This window comes from Streptomyces sp. NPDC002564 (genome assembly GCF_042889645.1).
In the GTDB taxonomy this organism is placed as follows: Bacteria; Actinomycetota; Actinomycetes; order Streptomycetales; family Streptomycetaceae; genus Streptomyces.
This window is the reverse complement of sequence record NZ_JBIARE010000001.1, coordinates 716,256-735,248: the sequence shown is the minus strand read 5'-3', so window position 1 is coordinate 735,248 and position 18,993 is coordinate 716,256. Positions and strand designations below refer to the sequence as shown.

General features: G+C 72.8%; 19 protein-coding genes. 7 read left to right on the top strand and 12 right to left on the bottom strand.

What is annotated here, in order from left to right; all coding sequences use genetic code 11:
• Positions 1–179: 179 nt before the first annotated feature.
• The 7 genes from ACFYXE_RS03400 to ACFYXE_RS03370 form a co-directional block, all read right to left on the bottom strand.
• Complete coding sequence (locus ACFYXE_RS03400) at positions 180–1,781, bottom strand: dipeptide ABC transporter ATP-binding protein (protein WP_389308377.1); 1,602 nt, start codon at positions 1,779–1,781, stop codon at positions 180–182.
• Positions 1,778–2,767, bottom strand: coding sequence for an ABC transporter permease (locus tag ACFYXE_RS03395; RefSeq protein ID WP_361172385.1), 990 nt, complete (start codon positions 2,765–2,767; stop codon positions 1,778–1,780). The genes ACFYXE_RS03400 and ACFYXE_RS03395 overlap by 4 nt, the downstream gene beginning before the upstream one ends.
• Positions 2,764–3,690 (bottom strand): ABC transporter permease, encoded by a 927-nt coding sequence (locus tag ACFYXE_RS03390; protein ID WP_361172382.1) that lies wholly within the window; start codon positions 3,688–3,690, stop codon positions 2,764–2,766. Before ACFYXE_RS03390 ends, ACFYXE_RS03395 begins: the two co-directional genes overlap by 4 nt.
• Before the next feature lie 2 nt (positions 3,691–3,692).
• Complete coding sequence (locus ACFYXE_RS03385; RefSeq protein ID WP_389308374.1) at positions 3,693–5,417, bottom strand: ABC transporter substrate-binding protein; 1,725 nt, start codon at positions 5,415–5,417, stop codon at positions 3,693–3,695.
• Positions 5,418–5,643: 226 nt separating this feature from the next.
• Positions 5,644–5,736, bottom strand: coding sequence for an Ms4533A family Cys-rich leader peptide (locus ACFYXE_RS03380; protein ID WP_324964634.1), 93 nt, complete (start codon positions 5,734–5,736; stop codon positions 5,644–5,646).
• A 68-nt stretch (positions 5,737–5,804) separates the two neighbouring features.
• The gene (locus tag ACFYXE_RS03375) at positions 5,805–7,289 is read right to left on the bottom strand and encodes a DUF3152 domain-containing protein (RefSeq protein ID WP_389308372.1); all 1,485 of its coding nucleotides are present in this window, start codon (positions 7,287–7,289) and stop codon (positions 5,805–5,807) included.
• A gap of 8 nt (positions 7,290–7,297) precedes the next feature.
• On the bottom strand, positions 7,298–8,299 hold the full coding sequence (locus ACFYXE_RS03370) for an alpha/beta fold hydrolase (protein ID WP_389308370.1): 1,002 nt from the start codon (positions 8,297–8,299) through the stop codon (positions 7,298–7,300).
• Between the two features lie 191 nt (positions 8,300–8,490).
• Between ACFYXE_RS03370 and ACFYXE_RS03365 the strand changes: the two genes are divergently transcribed.
• From ACFYXE_RS03365 to ACFYXE_RS03350, 4 genes are all read left to right on the top strand, one after another.
• Positions 8,491–8,712, top strand: a complete 222-nt coding sequence (locus ACFYXE_RS03365; protein WP_389308368.1) for a hypothetical protein — start codon at positions 8,491–8,493, stop codon at positions 8,710–8,712.
• A gap of 188 nt (positions 8,713–8,900) precedes the next feature.
• Positions 8,901–9,542, top strand: a complete 642-nt coding sequence (locus ACFYXE_RS03360) for a TetR/AcrR family transcriptional regulator (protein WP_361172367.1) — start codon at positions 8,901–8,903, stop codon at positions 9,540–9,542.
• A gap of 139 nt (positions 9,543–9,681) precedes the next feature.
• Positions 9,682–9,909, top strand: coding sequence for a DUF3107 domain-containing protein (locus ACFYXE_RS03355; RefSeq protein ID WP_358590202.1), 228 nt, complete (start codon positions 9,682–9,684; stop codon positions 9,907–9,909).
• 215 nt (positions 9,910–10,124) lie between these two features.
• Positions 10,125–10,394 (top strand): hypothetical protein, encoded by a 270-nt coding sequence (locus ACFYXE_RS03350; protein WP_361172363.1) that lies wholly within the window; start codon positions 10,125–10,127, stop codon positions 10,392–10,394.
• Positions 10,395–10,505: 111 nt separating this feature from the next.
• Here the strand turns inward: ACFYXE_RS03350 and ACFYXE_RS03345 are convergent, their stop codons facing one another.
• Positions 10,506–11,252, bottom strand: coding sequence for a ferritin-like fold-containing protein (locus ACFYXE_RS03345; RefSeq protein ID WP_389308365.1), 747 nt, complete (start codon positions 11,250–11,252; stop codon positions 10,506–10,508).
• 355 nt (positions 11,253–11,607) lie between these two features.
• On the opposite strand from ACFYXE_RS03345, the gene ACFYXE_RS03340 reads away from it, so the two are divergent.
• Positions 11,608–14,070, top strand: coding sequence for a DEAD/DEAH box helicase (locus tag ACFYXE_RS03340; RefSeq protein WP_389309501.1), 2,463 nt, complete (start codon positions 11,608–11,610; stop codon positions 14,068–14,070).
• A 123-nt stretch (positions 14,071–14,193) separates the two neighbouring features.
• Positions 14,194–15,099, top strand: a complete 906-nt coding sequence (locus ACFYXE_RS03335) for an alpha/beta fold hydrolase (RefSeq protein WP_389308363.1) — start codon at positions 14,194–14,196, stop codon at positions 15,097–15,099.
• A gap of 91 nt (positions 15,100–15,190) precedes the next feature.
• Here ACFYXE_RS03335 and ACFYXE_RS03330 read toward each other — a convergent pair whose 3' ends face one another.
• A complete protein-coding gene (locus ACFYXE_RS03330) occupies positions 15,191–16,141 on the bottom strand; it encodes an NYN domain-containing protein (RefSeq protein WP_389308362.1) in 951 nt (316 codons plus the stop codon).
• Positions 16,142–16,324: 183 nt separating this feature from the next.
• Here ACFYXE_RS03330 and ACFYXE_RS03325 point away from each other — a divergent pair, with 183 nt between their 5' ends.
• The gene (locus tag ACFYXE_RS03325; RefSeq protein ID WP_165283191.1) at positions 16,325–16,477 is read left to right on the top strand and encodes a hypothetical protein; all 153 of its coding nucleotides are present in this window, start codon (positions 16,325–16,327) and stop codon (positions 16,475–16,477) included.
• 67 nt (positions 16,478–16,544) lie between these two features.
• Here ACFYXE_RS03325 and ACFYXE_RS03320 read toward each other — a convergent pair whose 3' ends face one another.
• The 3 genes from ACFYXE_RS03320 to ACFYXE_RS03310 all read right to left on the bottom strand — a co-directional run bounded on the left by ACFYXE_RS03320 (position 16,545) and on the right by ACFYXE_RS03310 (position 18,972).
• Positions 16,545–17,150: a MarC family protein gene (locus ACFYXE_RS03320; RefSeq protein ID WP_361168556.1), complete on the bottom strand. Its 606-nt coding sequence runs from the start codon at positions 17,148–17,150 to the stop codon at positions 16,545–16,547.
• Positions 17,151–17,358: 208 nt separating this feature from the next.
• Complete coding sequence (locus ACFYXE_RS03315) at positions 17,359–18,234, bottom strand: PHP domain-containing protein (protein WP_389308359.1); 876 nt, start codon at positions 18,232–18,234, stop codon at positions 17,359–17,361.
• 96 nt (positions 18,235–18,330) lie between these two features.
• The gene (locus ACFYXE_RS03310) at positions 18,331–18,972 is read right to left on the bottom strand and encodes a DUF6758 family protein (protein ID WP_361168550.1); all 642 of its coding nucleotides are present in this window, start codon (positions 18,970–18,972) and stop codon (positions 18,331–18,333) included.
• Positions 18,973–18,993: the final 21 nt, after the last annotated feature.

Below are 18,993 nucleotides of genomic sequence, written 5' to 3'. Positions count from 1 at the left end.
AGCGGGACGAACGTATGCGGTCATGCCGGTGGCGCGACGGACGGTTGTCCATCGCGCCACCAAAAGGGGTGAACGGCAGTAACTTTCCCGCGTCGGTCGCGTTCCGTCGCGCTATGGCGCACCGGAACCCCGATATCGCTACGGAGAGTCAGGCTGCGGCCAGCCGTGGCCGCGTCGCCTCAGGCCGCGGCCAGCTCCCCGCGGGCCTTCCTGCGCTGCCCCGCGACCTCCGGGTCGAGGGCGGGCACGGCCGCGAGCAGCCGCTTGGTGTACGGGTCCTGCGGCGCCCCGTAGACCTCGGCGACCGTGCCCTGCTCGACGATCCGCCCCTGCCGCATCACCGCGACCCGGTCGCTGACCTGGCGCACCACGGCGAGGTCGTGGGCGACGAACACCAGCGCGAGCCCCAGCTCCCGCTGCAGCTCGGCGAGGAGCCCGGTCACCTGGGCCTGGGTGGTCACGTCGAGCGCGGAGACCGGTTCGTCGCACACGATGAGCCGCGGTTCGGCGGCGAGCGCGCGGGCGATGCCGACGCGCTGGCGCTGACCGCCGCTGAACTCGTGCGGGTAGCGGTCGTAGTGCGCCGGTTCGAGACCCACGCGGGCCAGGAGCTCCCGCGCGCGCTCGCGCACGAAGGCGTCGCTCTCGCCCCGCGCGCGCAGCGGGTCGGCGACGGACTCGCCGACGGAGCGCCGCGGGTTGAGCGAGGAGACGGGGTCCTGGAAGACCATCTGCACCCCGGGGACGACCTGCCCGCCGGGCTTCTCCGCACCCCCGTGGCGGAGCTGCCCGGCGGTGGGCGCCAGCAGGCCGACGAGCATGCGCCCCAGCGTGGTCTTGCCGCTGCCGCTCTCGCCGACGATGCCGAGGGTCTCCCCGCGGCGGACTGTGAGGGAGACGTCGTCGACGGCGGTCACCGCGCGCTTGCCGCGGCCGAACTCCCGCCGCAGCCCGACGGCTTCGAGCACGACCTCGCCCTGCTGCTCCGCGGGCGGCGCGAGCGGCGAGTCGACCCGCGGCACCGCCCCCAGGAGTTCGCGGGTGTACGCCTCGCGGGGCGCCCCGAGGACGTCCCGCACCGGCCCGCGCTCGACCGCCCGGCCGCCGCGCATGACCAGGACGTCGTCCACGCTCTCGGCGGCGACTCCCACGTCGTGGGTGACCAGGAGCAGGCCCATGCCCGTCTCGTCCCGCAGCGCGTGCAGCAGGTCGAGGATCTGCGCCTGGACGGTGACGTCGAGCGCGGTGGTCGGTTCGTCGGCGACCAGCAGCGCGGGCTCGCAGGCCAGCGCCATGGCGATCAGCGTGCGCTGGCGCATGCCGCCGCTGAACTCGTGCGGGCGCGCGCGGGCGCGGCGCACGGCGTCGGGGATGCCGACCCGGTCGAGCACCTCGACGGCACGCGCGCGTGCGGCCCGCCGGGAGGCGCCCGTGTGCACGCGGTACACCTCGGCGATCTGGTCGCCCACCGCGTAGTACGGGTCGAGGGAGGAGAGCGGGTCCTGGAAGACCATCGCGGCCTTCCCGCCGCGCAGCGCGCGCAGTTCGGCGTCGGACGCCCGCTGCACGTCGACGCCGTCGACCAGCACGGAGCCGCGCACCCGCGCGCCCGTGCCGCGGTGCAGCCCGAGCAGCGCGGACGCCACCGTGGACTTGCCGGACCCCGACTCCCCGACGAGGGCGAGCGCGCCGCCCGCCTCCAGGGTGAAGGAGAGCCCGTCGACGGCGTGCACGCCGGAGCCGAACTCCACCGAGAGATCGGTGACGTGGACGAGGCTCATGTCAGGACCACCCGTCGGTCGGCCACCGCGTACAGCACGTCCGCGACGGCATTGGCGAGCACCACGAAGAAGCCGGTGACCAGGACCATCCCGACCACCACCGGCAGGTCGACGACCTTGACCGCGTGCACGAGTTCGCGCCCGATGCCGGGCAGGCCGAACAGCGTCTCGCTGAGCACGGCCCCGCCGAACATCGACCCGAAGTCGTTGGCGGTCAGCGCGATGACGGGGGCGACCGCGCCCCGCAGCGCGTGCCTGCCGATGATCGACCGCTCCCCCACGCCGTACGCGCGGAAGGTGCGCACGTGGTCGTCGGCGAGCGTCTCCAGCATCGCGGAGCGGGTCAGGCGCGCGTACTTGGCGGCCTCGATCAGGGCGAGCGACAGCCAGGGCAGGAGCAGGTTCCACGCCCACTGCGTCGGGTCGTCGGCGAACGCCACGTACTGCGGGAAGGGCAGCCACTGCAGCTGGCCGCAGACCACGATCATCAGCAGCAGGCCGATCACGAAGACGGGCGTGGCGGTGCCGGCGAGCGTGACGGCGGTCAGCACGCGCTCGCTGAGCCGGCCGCGCCGCCAGGCGGAGAGCACGCCGGTGCCGACGCCGAGCAGCAGCCACAGCACCATCGCGCCGAGCGCGAGCGACCCGGTGACCGGCAGCTTCGCCATGATCAGCGAGGTGACCTGCTGGTCGCTCTGGTAGGAGATCCCGAGGCAGGGCGCGGCGCAGTGCTCGGTGCCGGTGCCGGTCGAGTAGTCCTGGCCGACGAGGATGCCCCGGAGGAAGTCGCCGTAGCGGACGTAGAGCGGGTCGTCGAGGCGCAGTTGCTCGGCGACCTGCTGGACCTGCGCCGGGGAGCAGCGCGGGCCGCAGGTGATCTGGGCGACGTTGCCCGGTGCCGCGTAGAAGACCCCGTAGATGATCACGGAGATGGCGAGCAGGGTGACGGCGGCGCCGATGACGCGGCGCAGCAGGAAGCCGGTCATGCGTGGGCCTCCCGCTTGCGTCCCGTGCCGATGCGCAGCCGGGAGGCGGCGCGCGGGTCGAGGGCGGTGCGCACGCCGTCGCCGAGGACGGTGAGCGCGAGGACGGTCACGAACAGCGCGCCCGCCGGGTAGAGCAGGTACTGCGGCGCCGCCTGGTACCAGACGTCCGCGGCCGTCAGCATCTGTCCCCAGGACGCGGTGGGCGGCTTGACGCCCACGCCGAGGAAGGAGAGCGCGGCCTCGACCGTGATGTTCACCGGGACGAGCAGCGCGGCGTAGGTGATGACGGGTGCGCCGAGCGCGGGCAGCAGCTCGCGCCGGGCGATCTGCAGCCCGCCCCAGCCGCTGAGCCGGGCGGCGGCGACGTGGTCGAGCTCCTTGAGGGTGACCGTCTGGGCCCGCACGATCTTGGCCACGTTGCCCCAGGCGACGAGGCCGATGACCAGGGCGACGAGCACCGGCCGCGGGAAGCCGCCCGGCACGACGGCCATCAGCGCGAGCGCCAGGACCATCAGCGGCAGCGCGACGATGACGTCGGTGGCCCGGCTGAGCACCTGGTCCACCCAGCGGCTGCCGAGTCCGGCGGCGATGCCGACGGCCACGCCGATGATCACCTGCACGACGGTCGCGGCGAGCGCGACGCCGAGCGAGACGCGCGCGCCGTACACGAGCCGGGCGAACAGGTCGCGTCCGGTCTGCGGTTCGACGCCGAGCCAGTGCTCGCCGCTGATCCCGCCGAGGGAGCCGACCGGCACGCCGCCGCGCGCCGAGTCGATGAGGTCCGGGTGGTACGTGGTGGGGTCCTGCCCCTCCAGGGCGGTGAGCAGCGGCGCGGCGAGCGCCACGAGCACGAGCAGCGCGACGACGCCCGCCGCGACGAGGGCGGCGCGCTGCTCGCGCAGCCGCCGCCAGAAGATCGTCACGACTACTTCACCGCGACCTGGGAGATGTCGAGGACGCCGGTCCAGTCGCTGATGACGACGTTCTTGATGTCCTTGCCGTACAGGCGCTTGTAGACCGGGTGGAAGAGCGGCACGGTCAGCGCCCGCTCACCGATCTTCTTGTCGAGGGCGCCCCAGCGCCGCGCGGCGGCGTCCAGGTCGGTCAGCTTGTTGATCTCGTCGATCTCGTCGTTGACCGACGCGTCGTCCAGGAAGCCGGAGTTGAAGTTGGCGCCGTCCCGGACGATCTGCCGGCCGTCGAAGATCGGGGCGAGGAAGGGGCCGCCGGAGGGCCAGTCGGCACCCCAGTGGGCGAGGAAGAGGCCGGGCTCGTTCTTGGCGCTGTGCACCTTGTCCGAGTAGTCGTTCTCCTCCAGGCCCTGGAGCTTGACGGTGATCCCGGCCTTCTTCAGGGCGTCCTGGATCGCGGTGGCGATCTCGGGGCTCGTCTCGAAGTCCTTGGCGTTGGAGTGCGTGAGCGTGATGGTCAGGCCGTCCTTGTGCCCGGCCTCCTTCAGGAGCTCCTTCGCCTTCTTCGGGTTGCCGTCGGTGCCCGCGGGGAAGTGGTCGTACTTCGTGTACCCGAAGGACTTCTGGTTCGGCAGGTAGGTGGTGGCGGGCTCGGCGAGCGAGGAGCCGCCCGCGGCGTTGACCACCGAGGAGCGGTTCACGGCGTAGGAGATGGCCTGGCGCACCTTGGGGTCGTCGAACGGCTTCACCTTCGGGTTGAAGGCGAGGTAGTTCGTGTAGCCGAAGTGGCCGGTGCCGACGTGCGAGGCCAGCTCCTTGTCGCCGGTGACCTTGGCGAGTTCGGCCGGGCCGAGGTTGGTGTCGGTGGTGACGGCGGCGGCGTCGGCGCCCTGGCCGGTGGAGAGCCGCTGGTTGATGACGGAGGAGTCGAGCCCGGACCGCACGTCGATGACGTCGGGGTAGGCCTTGCGCTCCTGGTCGGTCTTCGCGGACCAGTGCGGGTTGCGCTCCAGGCGCAGCCGCTCGCCGTCGTTCTCGTTCCTGACGACCTTGTACGGGCCGGAGGAGACCGGGTGGTCCTCGTACTTGGTGCCCTTGTCCTTGGCCTTGGGGACCGGCGTGAACTGCGTCTGGGTCGCCAGGTAGGGGAACTCGCCCTCGGGCTTGTTCAGATGGAAGACGAGGGTGCGGTCGTCGGGCGTCTCGATGGACTCGAGGCCCTTGCCGCTCTTGTCCTTGTAGGGACCCTGGTACTTGGCGCCGCCGATCAGCCAGTCCCTCAAGTAGGGCGCGCCGCCGCTGAGTTCGGCGGCGAAGGACCGCTCGATGCCGTACTTCACGTCGGCCGAGGTGATGGGCGTGCCGTCCTCGAACGTGACGCCCTTCTTCAGGGTGTACGTCCACACGGTGGCGTTCTTGCTCGGCTTGCCGAGGTCCGTGGCGAGGTCCGGGACGACCTCGGCACCCTTGGCGCCGTCCTCGCGGTTGCGGGTGGTCAGCGTGCGGAAGACGAGGCTGGGGACGTTGCCGCCGCCGGAGGTGTAGAGCCGCGCCGGGTCGAAGTCGGTCTGCGGGTCGCGGTTGAGGACGGTCAGGGTGCCGCCCTTGGCGGGCTTGCCGTCGCCGCCGCTGTCGGCGTCGTTGTCCTTGGGGCCCGCGCAGGCGGCGACGCCCGAGGCCAGGACCAGGCTGACGGAAGCCGCTGCCACGCGGCGGGCTATGACGGACGATTGACGCATCGGAAGAAGACCTCTCGGGGGTCGCCGCGGCAGCGCGGCGGGTCGACGGGGATCGAGCGGAGCTCGGACGGAGCTCGCCCCGGAAGAGGTGCGAAAACGCGGCAGAAAAGCAGCGGAGTTCAGCCGTGCGCGACCACGGGCAGCCGGAAAGGGGGCTGCGCGACGGTCCGGACGCCGGCCGGAGCCGGCACAGCTGGGAAAAGCGACGCACTCGCCGGGGCGGGCGTCAGCAACAGTGAATGTCGGCCACGCAGAGCGCGGTCACGCCGAACAGCGCCAGCTCAATGGCGGCGCTCGACGGGGCGTGACGGTTCGACATGCGGAGAAATATGAACGAACTTCCGACGGATGTCAAAGCGGGAGCCGCCCCCGCGGGGCGATTCCCGGTCAACTCTTCGGGAAGACCCAGGGGTTGGGCTTGCACTTGATCCCGTCGTGATCAAGGAATTTCGTCTGCTGCTGCATGACGGGCGCGAGCGCGCCGTCCTCGGTGCAATCCGTGTGGTTGTGGCCGAGCCGGTGGCCCACCTCGTGATTGATCAGCATCTGGCGGTACGGGTGGATCGCGTCGCCGTACGTCTTGGCGCCCTGCGCCCACCGATAGGCATTGATCATCACGCGTTCCGTCGCCGCGGAGTCGCACGACACATTGTCCTGGGTCGTGTCGAGACCGGATTTGGCGCACCACTTCCCGGTGGTCCCCGGGCTCGCCAGCGTAATGACGAAATCGGGCCTGCCCGACGATATCCGCTCGAAGGTGCGGGCTCCCGCGTGGGCCCAACTCCGGTCGTCGTTCAGGGTCTTCTGGACGGCCTGCGCGAAGAGTTCACCGTCGAGCCCCAGTCCCTTCTCGACGTCGACGCGATAGCGGAACTTCTGCCCCTTGCCGGGCGCCTTGTCGAATCCGGATATCGCCTCGAAGTCGCCCTTCGCCTGCGCCTTCGGGTCCAGCGGGTATTTCTTGCCCATCTTCTGGTCGTACGTGACCGGGGCCGCGGGCGCGTCGGCGGGCGCCGGACGGCGGTCCGAGCGGGATGCGGGGTCCTCGGTGTCGCGCGGGCCGCCGGGCGAGGCCTTGGCGCTCGCGTCGGCGCCGCTCCCGCCGCCGGTGACCTGACCGGCCACGACGACGGCGAGCACGGTGGTCACGGCGGCGGCCGCGATGCCGGCGTAGAGGCGTCCGCGCCCCTTGCCGCCCTTGCCGTCGTCGTCGGCGCCCGCACCGTCGGAGAAGTCGCCCCCGCCACCGGCGGGGTGGGCCTCCTCCGCGTCGCTCCAGTCGGTGACGGAGGCGTAGGGGTCGCGGGGCGGCGGCGGCTGCGTGGCGGGCTTCGGCGCGCCCGCGGTGCCGAGCTCCTCACCGCTGTCGGCGTCCGTATCGTCAGCGCCGTCTGCGTCGTCTGCGTCGTCTGCGTCGTCGGGGAAGGCGGCCACGTAGTCCTGGCGGGGCCCGGGGACGTCACTGCGGCGGGGCCGGGGGATGCGGACCGCGCCGGTGATCCGGGGGCTCGCGCCGGTGTCCGGGCCGGCGTCGGAGGAGCGGGCGTCACCGCCGTCGGCGGCATCGGCACCGGAACTGGCATCGGCACCGGCACCGGATTCGGCATCCGTGCGCGCGACCGCGCCCTCGCCCGTGTCCGCGAGGTCCCCCCAGCCGCCGCCGGGCTCCCGCTGCTCGGGGTGGCCGCCGCGGACGTGCGGGACGCCGTGGACGGGGGTGCCGTGGGCCGGGGTGCCGTCCGCGCCCGGGGCCCTGCGGCGACGTCCCGTGCCGGGGCCCGGGTTCGGCCCGGCGGCCCGCGACCGCGGTAGGTCCGTGGTGCCGGTGTCGTCGGTCGTGTCTGCCGGAACCCGGCGGCTGTGACGTCCCACGCCGCGCCTCAGCTCCCCGATCCGGTCTGCGCGTCCTCGCGGCCGAGGCCGCCCGGCTCCCCTGTGTCCTCGAGCAGTTCACGGAAGGCCGTGGCCACGCTCTCGGGGTACTCCATCATCGCCACGTGCCCCGCGTCGGGCAGCGTGAGCAGCCGCGAATCGCGGAACGCGGCGGCCGCCTTGCGGGCCATGCGGGACGAGACGAGCAGGTCCCGGCCGCCGTAGACGAGCAGGGTCGGCGCGAGCACCCGCTCGGCCTGCCGCCACAGCCCGTGCTGGCCGCCCAGCGTGTACGCGTTGACGATGCCGCGGGCGGAGCGGGCCATCGCATCCCAGAAATAAGGGAGCTGGAGCCTGCGCTCCATCTCCCTGACCGCCGCGTCGAAGCCTTCCGGCGTGACCTTGCCCGGGTCCCCGTAGCAGAGGCCCATGACGCCCCGGACGCGCTGCTCGGCCGTCCACTCCCGGGTGAGCCGGGTGAACAGGGCGGCGACGCCCGGCACCGCGAGCAGCCCGGTCGGCACCGCGGTGCGCTGCACCCGCAGCTCCGGCAGGGCGGGCGAGACCAGGGTGAGCGTGCGGACGAGGTCCGGGCGGACCGCGGCGACGCGCGTGGTGACGGCGCCGCCGAGGGAGTTCCCGAAGAGGTGGACGGGACCGCGCCCGCGGGCGTCGAGATAGCGGATCACCGCGCGGGCGTGCCCGGTGATGGAGTAGTCCCCGTCGTCCGGTGGCGGCGAGTCGCCGAATCCCGGCAGGTCGAGGGCCTCGCAGTCGACGACGTCCGCCAGTTCCGGCATCAGCGCCGACCAGTTCTGCGAGGAGCCGCCGAGCCCGTGCACGTACAGCGCGGGCGGCAGTCCGGGCCTGACCGGGGGCCGGGACCGCACGGTCAGCGACAGACCGGGCAGGCCGACCGAGTCGAGCCGCTCCCCCTCCGCGACCGCCACGGCACCCGGCTTGGGGGCGGCGGCGGTGGCCAGCAGGTTCGGCAGATCGGTCGAAGACATGCGGCAATGTTACGAGACGATCACGCGGTAGTTCACGTGTTCGCCGTCACAGATGACGCACAGACCGCGTAGCGCCCCGCCCGGGTCTCTTCTACGCTCGAATCAGCTCTTGGAACGAGTCATGGAAAGAGGGCGCAGCGGGCACTCGCATCACCTGGGCCACCACGTTCCGCAAGGGAAGAGAGCCACACATGAGTGTCGACCCGACCGACCCCGAGACCTTCGAGACGGAGACCGACGGCGCGGCCGAGCCCGGCGTCGAGGCCCCGGAGGCGGACACCGCCGAGCAGCAGGCCGACCTGACGCCCGGCCACGACGACTCCCTGGCGGACGCCGACCCGGCCGCGGCCAGCGAGGGCGACCTGGCGGAGCAGGCCCGCGTCGTCCGTCTCGACGAGGACGACTACCGCTGAAAGAGCCGGGCGACGGCCGCGGGAGCCGGCGCCGACCTGACCGTGTTTGCCCTGCTACGCACCGTTGGCGAGGCCTTCTGCGGTCGTCCAGTCCGTGAAATTCTGCGCTCGCACCGCGCACATCGCAGTTACCGAAAAGTACGATGGCGGCGCGGCGCTCACCGCACATCGGACGATTGGGAGGCGGCGTGACAGCCATCGAGCAGACAGAGGCGGCACGCCCGCGGGGCACACGGCTGCCGCGCCGTGCCCGACGCAACCAGCTCCTCGGGGCGGCACAGGAAGTCTTCGTGGCGCAGGGGTACCACGCGGCCGCGATGGACGACATCGCCGAGCGTGCCGGCGTCAGCAAGCCCGTGCTCTACCAGCACTTCCCCGGCAAGCTCGACCTGTACCTCGCCCTGCTCGACCAGCACTGCGAGTCGCTCCTGCACTCCGTGCGCACGGCGCTGGCGTCCACCACGGACAACAAGCTCCGCGTAGCCGCGACGATGGACGCCTACTTCGCGTACGTGGAGGACGAGGGCGGCGCCTTCCGGCTGGTCTTCGAGTCGGACCTGACGAACGAGTCGGCCGTGCGCGAGCGCGTGGACCGGGTCACCCTGCAGTGCGCCGAGGCGATCTGCGAGGTCATCGCGGAGGACACCGGCCTGCCCAGGGACGAGGCGATGCTCCTGGCCGTCGGCCTCGGCGGGTACTCGCAGGTCGTCGCCCGCTACTGGCTGGCCAGCGGCAGCACGGTCCCGCGCGAGAAGGCGGTGCAGCTCATCACGTCGCTCGCCTGGCGCGGCATCGCGGGCTTCCCGCTGCACGGCGTGGACGGCCACTGAGCCCTCGGGTCTTTGTTCCCGTCCCGTGTTCGCTGACGGCGTGCACGGCCGCGGCCGTTCCCGTCCCCTCACCGGGCTAATGTGTGCTGGGTACGGCGCGGACGGCCGCGCACAGACTGACCGTCGGAGGGACAAAGCCGTGGAGGTCAAGATCGGCGTGCAGTACGCGCCCCGCGAGATCGTGCTGGAGAGCGGCCAGAGCGCCGAGGAAGTCGAGACCGCGGTGTCCGAGGCGCTGACCGGCAAGTCGCCGCTGCTGAGCCTCGTGGACGACCACGGCCGCAAGGTCCTGGTTCCGGCCGACCGCCTCGCGTACGTGGAGCTCGGCGAGCCGACCGCGCGCAAGGTGGGCTTCAGCGCCCTGTAGTAGCCGCAGTACCCGCAGTAGCCGCTCGGGCGCCCGCGAGGACGCTCTTGGTGGATCTTGGAAGAACGGCCCGGTGGTTCCCAACCACCGGGCCGTTCTGCTGTGTTGCCCGTGCGGCCGCACGTCCCGCCCGATCATGGAGGGTTGCGTTCCGGCACCCGGGGGTAGACCGGCTACGACCGATTTGCACCTGGCCGCGAAGGAGGGCACACACCGTGATTCTGGAAGCGATCGGCTCCACATTGCTCGGCCTGGCCCTGGCCTGGGCCACGGCACACCGGCTGGGCCACCGGCTGCCCGCACGCAGCCTCGTCCTGTCCACCGGCCCCGCCGGGGCGCTCGTCGGCGCCTTCATCACCCACATGGCGCTCGGCTCCGGCCACACCCCCGCGACGCTCCTGGGGGCGGTGGCCGTCTCGGTGGCCCTGCTCTCCCTGCTGATCCGCCCGGCCGGCGGCAGCATGCGCCGCTCCGCGACGGCCTGACCGCCCCGCGGAGCCCCGCAAGGGCCCCGGCCGGAGGGCGACTCGGGGGCGCGGCGAACCGCGCCCCCGGCCACGGCGGCCCGCGGCGGACGGCGGGCCCCCTGCGTCCGGCTAGGCCGCCAGGCCCAGCGCCGCCATCCGCTTCGTGTGCGCCTCGGTGATCCGGGAGAACATCCGCCCGACCTCCGCGAGGTCGAATCCGTCGGCCACCCCGCCGACCAGCATGGTCGAGAGCGCGTCCCGGTCGGCGACCACCCGCTGGGACTGCGAGAGGGCCTCGCCCATCAGCCGCCGCGCCCACAGCGCGAGCCGGCCGCCCACCCGCGGGTCCGCCTCGATCGCGGCGCGCACCTTCTCGACGGCGAAGCTCGCGTGGCCCGTGTCGTCGAGCACGCCGAGCACCAGCGCGCGGGTGTCGCCGTCGAGGCGGGCCGCGACCTCGCGGTAGAAGTCACTGGCGATCGAGTCGCCGACGTACGCCTTGACCAGGCCCTCCAGCCAGTCGGACGGCGCGGTCTGGCGGTGGAAGCCGTCGAGCGCGGCGACGAACGGCTCCATCGCGTCGGTCGGCTCGGCGCCGATCGCCGAGAGACGGTCGCGCAATTGTTCGAAGTGGTGGAATTCCGCCGACGCCATCTTCGCCAGCTCCGCCTTGTCGCCGAGGGTGGGCGCCAGCTTGGCGTCCTCCGCGAGGCGCTCGAACGCCGCGAGCTCCCCGTAGGCGAGCGCACCGAGGAGGTCCACGACCGCCGCGCGGTAGTGGGGCTCGGCGGCAGCTTTCGCCCAGTCCTGGGCGGCTACTCCGGTCGGTTCGGGGGCGGATTCGGCAGGGGTGTCAGGCGTCTCCATGAAGCGCACAATAGCCCGCTTGATGGACGGCGTAAGGCCCTGGTCAGTGACTGTGACGACGACCATGTGACGAATTCGCCGGACACACATGCGAGATTACGCGGTACAGTGGTAATGCGCCTGCCGAATATTCGACGGGCCGTACGAATGAGGATGCCCGGTCGGTGGCCCGATCGGCTCCGACCCGACAGCCCTCCGGGCCATGCGCACAGCTGCGTGCGGCACCAGGAGGGAACCTCAGCGGTAAGAGCGCTCGAGCGCCGGCAGTGGTCCCGCGCCCCCGGCACGCCCCCCAAGCGGCCGGCGGTAGTGGCACGGTCACGACCCCCAGCGTTCGCCTCACGCCGCGTCTCACAGAAGAGGCATAGCCCTGACTACGACTTTCCGAGAGCTCGGGATTCTTCCCGAGACGGCCGAGGCGCTCGAAGCCGTCGGCATCATCAATCCCTTTCCCATCCAGGAGCTCACGCTCCCCGTCGCCCTCTCGGGCACGGACGTCATCGGCCAGGCCAAGACGGGCACCGGCAAGACGCTCGGTTTCGGCCTGCCGATCCTCGAGCGCGTGACCGTCCCGGCCGACGTCGAGGCGGGCCGCGCGAAGCCCGAGCAGCTCACCGAGGCGCCGCAGGCCCTCGTCGTGGTGCCCACCCGCGAGCTCTGCCAGCAGGTGACGAACGACCTGCTGACCGCCGGCAAGGCGCGTAACGTCCGCGTCCTCGCCATATACGGCGGCCGGGCCTACGAGCCGCAGGTCGAGGCCCTCAAGAAGGGCGTCGACGTGATCGTCGGCACCCCGGGCCGGCTCCTCGACCTCGCGGGCCAGCGCAAGCTGGACCTCAAGCACGTCAAGTGCCTCGTCCTCGACGAGGCCGACGAGATGCTCGACCTGGGCTTCCTGCCCGACGTCGAGAAGATCATCAACATGCTTCCGGCGAAGCGCCAGACCATGCTGTTCTCGGCGACCATGCCGGGCGCCGTCATCGGCCTGGCCCGTCGGTACATGTCCCAGCCCACGCACATTCGTGCCACCGCACCGGACGACGTGGGCCACACCGTCGCGAACACGAAGCAGTTCGTGTACCGCGCGCACAACATGGACAAGCCCGAGATGGTCTCGCGCATCCTGCAGGCCGACGGCCGCGGGCTCGCGATGATCTTCTGCCGGACCAAGCGGACCGCCGCGGACATCGCCGAGCAGCTGGAGAAGCGCGGCTTCGCCTCCGGCGCCGTGCACGGCGACCTCGGCCAGGGCGCGCGCGAGCAGGCCCTGCGCGCGTTCCGCAACGGCAAGGTGGACGTGCTCGTCTGCACCGACGTCGCCGCCCGTGGCATCGACGTCGGCGGCGTGACGCACGTCATCAACTACCAGTCCCCCGAGGACGAGAAGACCTACCTGCACCGCATCGGCCGCACCGGCCGCGCGGGCGCGTCGGGCACCGCGATCACGCTGGTCGACTGGGACGACATCCCGCGCTGGCAGCTGATCAACAAGGCCCTCGACCTCGGCTTCAGCGACCCCGTGGAGACGTACTCCAGCTCGCCGCACCTCTTCGAGGACCTGAGCATCCCGGCGGGCACCAAGGGTGTGCTGCCCCGCGCCGAGCGGACCCGTGCGGGTCTGGGCGCGGAGGAGATCGAGGACCTCGGCGAGACCGGTGGGCGCGGCCGAGGCGGCCGCTCCGGCGGTCGCGGGCAGGACCGGGACCGTTCCGGCTCCGGCCCCCGCTCGGGCTCCGACACCGCCGAGCGCGAGCGTCCGGCGCGTACGCCGCGTCGGCGCCGCCGCACCCGGGCCGGCAGCCCGCTCGACGCCACCGCGTCGGCTCCGGCCGCCCCGGTGACCGAGAGCGCCGCACCGGTGGCCGAGGCCGCCCCGGCCGCCGTCGAGGCGACCGAGCCGCGCACCCCGCGCCGCCGTCGGCGCACCCGTGCCGGTGCCGCTTCGGAGGCGCTGGCCACGGCCGAGAGCACTCCCGTCGAGGCTGCCGCGGCCGCCCCGGTCGTCGAGGCCGTCGAGGCGGAGGCACCGGCCACCAAGCCGCGCCGCCGCACCCGCAAGGCCGCGGAGCAGGTGGCCGAGGCCGCCGCGCCCGAGGCCGCCCCGGTCGTCGAGGCCGTCGAGACGGAGGCGCCGGTCACCAAGCCGCGCCGCCGTACCCGCAAGGCCGCCGAGGCCCCGGAGGCCGCCGAGGCCGCCGTCGCCACGGCGGAGGGCACCCCGGCCGAGGTCGAGGCACCCGCCGACAAGCCGAAGCGCCGCACCCGCAAGACCGCGGCGAAGGTCGCGGAGGCCGCGGTCGTGGAGGCAGCCGTCGTGGAGACCGAGGCAGAGGCCCCGGTCACCAAGCCGCGCCGCACCCGCAAGACCGCCGCGGCCAAGGTCGCCGAGGCCGCCACCCCCGAGGTCACCGCGACCGACGCCGAGGCCGACAAGCCCAAGCGCCGCACCCGCAAGACCGCGGCGGCCAAGGTCGCCGAAGCGGCCGTCGTGGAGACCGAGGCGGACGCCCCGGCCACCAAGCCGCGCCGCACCCGCAAGACCGCCGCGGCCAAGGCCACCGAGGCCGCCACCCCCGAGGTCACCGCGACCGACGCCGAGGCCGACAAGCCCAAGCGCCGCACCCGCAAGACCGCGGCGGCCAAGGCGGCCGAGGCAGCCGACGCCGTCGAGGCCGGGATCCCGGCGCAGCCGACGGAGGAGTCCAAGCCCCGCCGCCGTCCGCGCAAGGCCGCCGCCGCCCCGGTGGCCGAGGCCGAGGCGCCCGCCGCGGCGCCCCGGCGCCGCACGCGCAAGAAGGCCGACGCGGTGGAGAGCCAGGAGAGCTGACGCTCCGGCCCCGCAGGCCCGTCGTACCGAAGGCCCGTCCCGGTTCCGGGGCGGGCCTTCGCGCGTCCCTCGGCCGGGCCCCTGCGCTGCCGCCGCCCGGGTCCGACCCGTTAGCCTCGGCGCATGAGCAGGCCCCCGACCTTCGTCCCGCCCGCGTGCGCGACCGCGCGCATCCTCCGCACGGACCGCGGCGACTTCGCCGTCCTCGACGCGGCCCCCGCCGAGGGAGCCCCGCGCCGCGGCACCGTCCTGCTGCTCCCCGGGTTCACCGGCAGCAAGGAGGACTTCATCGCCCTCCTGGAGCCGCTGGCCCGCGCGGGCTACCGCGCGGTGTCCGTCGACGGCCGCGGGCAGTACGAGACCCCGGGGCCGGACGACGAATCGGCGTACGCCCAGGCCGAGTTGGCCCGTGACGTGCTGGCGCAGGCCGCCGCGCTCGGCGCCGGGGCGGACGGCCGGGCCGCCGGGGACGGCGCCCGCCCGCACCTCCTCGGCCACTCCCTCGGCGGTCAGATCGCCCGCGCCGCCGTCCTGCGCGACCCCGGCGCCTTCGCCACCCTCACCCTCATGTCGTCGGGCCCCGCCGCGATCACCCCGCTGCAGCGGACCCGCGCCCAGATGCTGGCGGAGGCCGTCGCCGCGCTGCCGATGGACGAGGTGTGGCAGGCCATGCGCGCCATGGAGCCGCCGCCCCCGCAGGAGGCCGAGACGGGCCAGGACCCGGACGACGGGGAGGCCCTGCGGGCCCGCTGGCTGCTGCACAGCCCGGCCCAGCTCATCGCCACCGGCAGGCAGCTGTCGACGGAGCCCGACCGGGTGGCCGAGCTCACCGCGCTGCCCCTGCCCAAGCACGTGATCTCGGGCGAGCGCGACGACACCTGGCCCGTGCCGCTCCTGGACGACATGGCCGAGCGCCTGGGCGCCCGCCGCACGGTGATCCGGGGCGCCGAGCACTCCCCCAACACCGACCGCCCCGCGGAGACGGCGGCGGCCCTGGTCGACTTCTGGCACGCACACGGACCCCGCTGACCCCGTACGGATGGACCCCCGTACGCAAGGACCCCCGTACGGAAGGGCTCCGTACAGAAGGGCTCCGTACAGAAGGCCCCGATACGGAAGGTCAGTACTGCGCCTGCAAGTGGTCCCAGAACCCGTCCCGCAGCGACCTGCGCAGGTCCGACTGCCCGCGCAGCGAGTACTGCAGCAGCCGCTCCGCCTCCACCAGAAGGTCCTGGTCCACCGAGCCGGGCAGGTACGGATGTCCGGGCAGCAGCCCCACCAGCGCCTCGCGGCCGCGCGCGGCGAGCCACTTCGCGGCGATCTGGGCGCCGACGAAGCGGACGTCGTCGCGGGACGGCCGGTGCGCGGTGGCGCTCGTCTCGTACGTCGTGACGGCGCGGCGCGTGACGTACGGCTTGAAGAAGTCCAGGTCGAAGGTGCGCTGGCTGTCGACCTCCCAGAGCAGCGGCTCCGCCTGATTGCGGCCGTCGGGCGCCTCGATGCCCCACAGGTGGACGCGGGCGCCGTACCCCTGCGCCGCCTCGACCGCGGAGACCAGGTCCTCGTCGCCGCCGATGAGCGCCGCGTCGCTGATGGCGCGGTGCCTGGCCAGTGACTCCAGGTCGCTGCGGATCAGGGAGTCGACACCCTTCTGCTGGTTGTTGGCGTTGAGGTTGCCGAGCCTGACCTTGACGTCGGGCAGCTCCGCGATCGACTGCTGCTCGGTGGTGTGGATGCGGCGCCGGGCACCGTCGTACCAGTAGACGCGCAGCAGGCGGCTGTCCGCGAAGATCGTGCGGGCCTTGTCGATGAGCGCCTCGATGAGGCCCTCCGCGTCGAGGTCGAACGACCGACGGTCCTCGGTGCCGGCGGCCAGCCGGCCCGCGGCCGCGTACAGGTATCCGGCGTCGACGAAGATCGCGTGGGTGGACGGTGTCTTGGCCACCTCGGCGAGCACACGTTCGAGCAAGCCGTTGGTGCGCTCCAGCTGAGCGCTGATGTCGGCTGTGCCGCGGGCGGCACCGGAGTCGACGGCATCGGGGTCGACTGCGCTGGGATCGGCGTCGTTCATATCGAACCCAGTCTCCCGCCCGTCACGCTGCGAACACAACTGGTCTCGCTACTCGCAAGTAATTAGGTTCTCGAAAATTTTCTTTAGCGTAGGGAATGTTTGCAGGGAACAACTCGTTGTACCCATCAGAAACACCGAGCAGTTCTCCTTCAGGAGGATGACCAGACGAAGGGAGAAGCCATCATGCGCTTCGAAATCATGCGACTCGACGACGTCGACGGTTCCGCCGTGGACAGCACCGTCGTGGACGCCGCCTCCGTCAACCGGATCGTGCAGCAGGCCGCAGCGATCGGCCAGCGCATCTACATCCGCCCGGCCGACACCACGGCCTCGTAACGCAGACGTCGAAGGACCCCCGTACGGATTCGAATCCGTACGGGGGCCCTTCGTGCGTCCGGGGGCGCTAGCCGCCGTTGATCACCTGCGTCACGCCGTTGATGATCTGCTGCACCGCGATGGCGGACAGCATCATGCCCGCGAGCCGGGTCACGAGCACCACGCCGCCGTCCTTGATGACGCGGATGATCAGCAGCGAGTACCGCATCACGAGCCACAGCACGACGTGCATGGCCACGATCGCCGTCCAGACGGAGATCTGCGTGCCGACGCTGTCGGCGTCCTGGACGGCCAGGATGACCGAGACGATCGCGCCGGGCCCCGCGAGCAGCGGCATGCCGAGCGGCACCAGGGCGACGTTGACGTCCTTGGTCTGCTTGGGCTCGTCCGTCTTGCCGGTGAGCAGGTCGAGCGCGATGAGGAGCAGCAGGAGTCCGCCCGCGATCATCAGCGCGGGCACGGACACGTGCAGGTAGTTGAGGATCTGGTGGCCCACGAGGCCGAAGACCGAGATCACGCCGAAGGCGACGCACACGGCCTGGAAGGCCATCCGCTGCTGCACCTTGGCGGGCCGGCCGGCGGTCAGGCCGAGGAAGATCGGGGTGATCCCCGGGGGGTCCATAATCACGAAAAGCGTGAGAAAAAGGGATCCGAAGACAGCGACGTCGAACACAGTGATGGCCTTGCAGAGAGTCGTACGAAGGAACGGCGGCGGGCGGGACCGGGCGCAGGGCACGGCGGCCGCCGCCACGGAACCGTGGAGTGCGGTGGAGTGAGGTGCGGGACAGTCCCGCGCGGTGCGGGACGGCCCCTCGGTGCGGGACGGCCCCTCGGTGCGGGACAGCCCCTCGGTGCGGGACGGCCCCGCGCGGTGCGGGCTGTTACGCGGCCGGGCTTCCGCCCGCGCCCGGCACCGGGAAGGCTCCCGTGGCCCGGCGGGTGATCTCGCCGTAGATCTCGGGGTCGGTGGTGAACTCCCCGAGCACACATGTCTTGCGACTGCCGTGGTAGTCGCTGGACCCGGTGGTCAGCAGGCCGAGCTCGCCCGCGAGGGCGCGCAGCCGGGTGCGGGTCGCGGGGCTGTGGTCCATGTGGTCGACCTCGATGCCGTCGAGGCCGACGGCCGTGAGCTCGGCTATCGCGCTCTCGGCCACGGTCCTGCCGCGCTTGTCGGCGCCGGGGTGCGCGAGGACGGCGACGCCGCCGGCCGCCTTGACCAGGCGGATCGCGTCGAAGGGGTCGAGCTCGTGCTTGTCGGCGAAGGCGCGCCCGCCGTCGGCGAGCCACTCGGGCGTGAAGGCGTCGGAGACGGTGGGCACGACGCCGAGGCCGACGAGCGCCTCGGCGATGTGCGGGCGGCCGACCGAGCCGTCGCCCGCGATCCGGGCGACCTGCTCCCAGGTCACCGGCACGCCGAGGTCCTGGAGTTTGCCGATCATGGTCTTCGCGCGCGGCGTCCGGTCGTCCCTGACCAGCTCGCGCTCCCGGGCGAGCTCCGGCTCCTCGGGGTCGAAGAGGTAGGCGAGCATGTGCACGCCCATGCCGTCGAGGCTGCAGGAGAGCTCGGCGCCGGTGACGAGGGTCGGCCCCCCGGGCAGCTCGCGCAGGGCCCGCTCGGCCTCGGCGTGGCCCCGGGTGGTGTCGTGGTCGGTCAGCGCGACGACGTCGAGACCGGCGGCCGCCGCGTTGCGGACGAGCTCGGCCGGGGTGTCCGTGCCGTCGGACGCGGTGGAGTGGGTGTGCAGATCGATGCGCACGACGCTGACTCCAGTGCTCTGACGGGACGGATGAGGGGGACGCTCAAGGATAGCGGGACCCGGACGCGGTGCGGGCCGCCCGCGGGGAGGCGTCGCTCACGGCGACAGCAGCCGCGGTGACAGCGCCCCGCAGGGCAACAGGTCGACCTCCGCGCCCGCGTCCCGCAGGTCGGTCAGGACCAGCTCGTCGTACATCAGGAGCCCGGACTGCTCCGGCCACGCGATGGCCCACAGCCACAGGCCGCGCGCCTCGCCCGCGAAGACGGCGCGGTCGTCCGGCGTCCCGGAGACGTGCCACATCGAGGTCGGCCGCCCGGCGGCGAGGACCTTGGACTGCGGCGGCTTCTCGATGGCCATGCGGGGGCCGGGGTCGGGGCCGTCGATGCCCGCGTACCGCGCGCCGAGGCCGACGCCCAGCTCCTCGGCGACCAGCACCAGCTCGCCGACACCGCCGAGCGGCGCGGGGCCCGAGCAGGCCACGGCGGTCGCCCGCCCGCCGCTGCGGTCGTCGCCCGCGCAGGCCACGCCGGTGAACAGCCAGCCGACCGGCAGCGGCCACGGCATCCACACGGGCACCTGGGCGCGGTGCACCACGACCTGGAGCGCCTCGACGCTGGGCGGGATCACGGGCTGCAGCGGATGCACGGTGCCGTGCACGTCGCACTGCCAGGAGTCGGCAAAGAGACCGGGAGCCCTGACCCGGCCACCACACTTCGGGCAACTGGGTTCGCCCCTCATAGCGCCCAACGGTCCTCCCCG